The sequence below is a fragment of the Paenisporosarcina sp. P4_D4 genome (assembly GCF_056401835.1).
The window spans coordinates 1-2,918 of record NZ_JBFUIO010000196.1 but is presented as its reverse complement, the minus strand read 5'-3'; the positions used below and the strand labels follow the sequence as shown (position 1 = coordinate 2,918).

Below are 2,918 nucleotides of genomic sequence, written 5' to 3'. Positions count from 1 at the left end.
CTTGTAGGACTAGACGAGGCAGTTCAACTATCTGATACGAGCCGATACTTAGAGCCAAATGAAGATGCTATTTACGATGAAAAAATGGACCGTTTATTTGAAATTCCTGTTTTAATAAATAATAAAAGCTTTTCAAATAGCCTGTTTCAGGTTTCTCAAGAAAAATTAGCTATCCCTTTTAATACTGATACTGAAAAGCAACAAGCTGCCGAATTAATTAAAAAAGGAAATGGACGGGACTATTTAAATGAGTTGGAGACAGAGAAAGTAGACAGTTTTGAGTTAACTGGTGAAGAATTGGAAAACATGATCTTTAAAGCTTTGGCGAACCCGAATGACAATCCTTCCTTATCAGTTCATGGAACTCAATTAGTTTTTAAATCCAGTATTCTTGATTATCAAAAATTAGAAAGTCCTTTCCCAGAGAGATGGTCAAATAGTTACGTAGTGTCAAGCAAGCCCGTCGAAATGATTGATATTTTTAAAGATGTTTTACCGAATTCAGGTTTCAGAAAAGCAGAATTGTTAGATCATGAATTAACTGAAGACGGAGTACCTCTCTTGCCAGTATTGAGATTGAATATTGTTGGGAGTTTCTCTTCTGATAAATTAAAAATTAGTAAAGACCCTTTAACTGAACTACCACTTGAGACATATCGTCCTGCACAGGCGGGTATCGTCCTTGGACCAGACAATGAACCGTTAAATCCTTCAAGGACGATGAAAGGATCCGGTGTACCAACAGGCTTGCTTACAAATCCACCTAACATATTAACTACTGTGAAGGCAGCTGAAATCATTACGGGAGGGAATAGCATATCCTCCATTCGCATTAAAGTAAAAGGCATCGATGATATTGGAAATGCAGCGCAAGAAAAAATGGAACAAGTCAAAAATGATATTGAACGTGCGACAGGACTTCAAGTCATCATTACAAGAGGATCATCACCTCAACCAACCATCACCAAAGTGGTTGAACACGATAAAACGCTAGGGTGGATTGAACAACCTTGGATTCATATAGGCGCGGCTATCACCATTTTAAGAGAAACCTCATTAGGGTATACGAGTATTCTCGTTACCATCCTACTGATTGGTATGATGTATGTGTTTGCAACAACCTATGTATCTTATTTAACACGAAAGAAAGAATATAGCATATTTCTTGCGCTAGGATGGCGAACAGGCATTCTTCGGAAAATGCTGCTAGGAGAAGCATTCTTTTATGTACTCCTAATCACACTAATAGCCATTATTTTAGAAATGATTTTTATGCTAAATGGAAGCACATTCAACATTAGTAAGATTGTTTTGGTATTCGGTACATCGCTCGTTATTTATGGTTTAGGTATTGTTCTACCCCTCGTACAAGTCGGACGATTGAAACCATATCAGGGAATCAAATCAGGAGAAATAACCAAAAAGTCTAAAAGGATTTTTAGTAATCAATCGATGGTTGGGTTTGTTATGAACCAAGTATCGCAAAGACCTGGAAGAAACCTTTTGTCCATTTTGGCCATTGCTTTACCTTCCACATTATTATCCTTTTACCTATACGTATCATTCCGTTTAGATGGAGTTTTATATACATCCTGGTTAGGSGAGTTTGTTGCAGTTGAGGTAAACAAATCTCACTACTTGATCATGGGTGCRGCTCTAATKATTGGYGCACTKACTACAGCYGAGATGATGTGGCAAAATATYGTGGAAAGAGAAGGCGAACTAGCWCTSTTTAAATCGATTGGYTGGARAGATAARACRGTTACRYGKTCWATTATWATTGAAGGRGCTTTMGTGGGTTTWTTGKCAGGAATAGTCGGTTTGGTWCTATCTATWTCMTACATYGGCATMATGTATAATRTCTTTCCTTGGGATTCATTGACGATTCTTTCATTGACAATTTGTMTSCCGGTRTTGGTTGGCATTCTAGGTGCWTGCTTTCCCGCAGTTAAAGCWTTGCGAACMAATCCMTAYAACGTATTAAAAGAAAATGTGTGAAAAAATGCATAAAAACAAAGAGGTAAAATTGCTTGACCTCCTTGTTTTTATGCAATTAAACAAATTCACTCGTACATTCACATTTAGTCTATAAATTAACGAGTAACATATTTTTTTGAAATATTCTCCATCGGTTACTGGGTCAGGGCCATTAAACCCACTTACTCCATTTAAAAGTATCATTTCCAACTTCCCCTTCTACATATTCTATCGATTAATAGACCGAATAATTGTACCTTGTTCAATTAACCTGCCCCGTTAGTTGAAGAAGAAAAACGGCTTTACTCCTTATTGAAGTAAAGCACCCCAATAGTTAAAGAACATTCATTGTAATCCATCCAAAAAATCAGTGAGATTTTCTTCAGAAATTACTTTTAAACCATTTCTTCTTAGTAGAGCTGTTGTGACACCAATACCAGTAACTTTATTTCCTTTAAATTCGCCATTATAAATCATAGAACTACCGCAAGATGGGCTGTAATCTTTAAGGATAATAGTTGTTGCACCTAACTCTTGAGCTTTCTTTAATGTAACGTATGCTCCGTTTACATATAGGTCAGAAACATCTCTTCCTGACTTTTCAACAACTATTGCCTTCCCATTTAATACATCTTCACCATCTCCCCCAACGATTTCAGCAGGCTCTCTTGGAATTGGAAAACCTCCAAGTAGTTCAGGACAAACAGTAATAGCTTTATTTTCTGATAAAAGTTTTTGTATTCTATTATCTAAACTATCTGTTCCGTTATATCTAACTTTTAAACCTGCTAAACAAGAACTAACTAATATCAATTTTTTCACCTCAATAAAATAATAAGAATATTATTAAGTTTAACACCATTTCAACAGATAAATTAACCTATTATTTCTTGTTAAACTAAACTGCCCCGTTAGTTGAAGAACAGAACTCTAACGTATTT

The 2,918-nt window shown here is 35.9% G+C and carries 2 protein-coding genes; one reads left to right on the top strand and one right to left on the bottom strand.

All coding sequences use genetic code 11. The features are described from left to right. Positions 1 to 1,998: FtsX-like permease family protein (locus AC1DSL_RS16925; protein ID WP_477533104.1), on the top strand; the 1,998-nt coding region annotated here is incomplete at its 5' end. Positions 1,999 to 2,322: 324 nt separating this feature from the next. On the opposite strand, the gene AC1DSL_RS16920 is transcribed toward AC1DSL_RS16925, so the two are convergent. Then, positions 2,323 to 2,790 (bottom strand): 2-thiouracil desulfurase family protein, encoded by a 468-nt coding sequence (locus AC1DSL_RS16920; RefSeq protein WP_477533103.1) that lies wholly within the window; start codon positions 2,788 to 2,790, stop codon positions 2,323 to 2,325. Between the last annotated feature and the right edge of the window lie 128 nt (positions 2,791 to 2,918).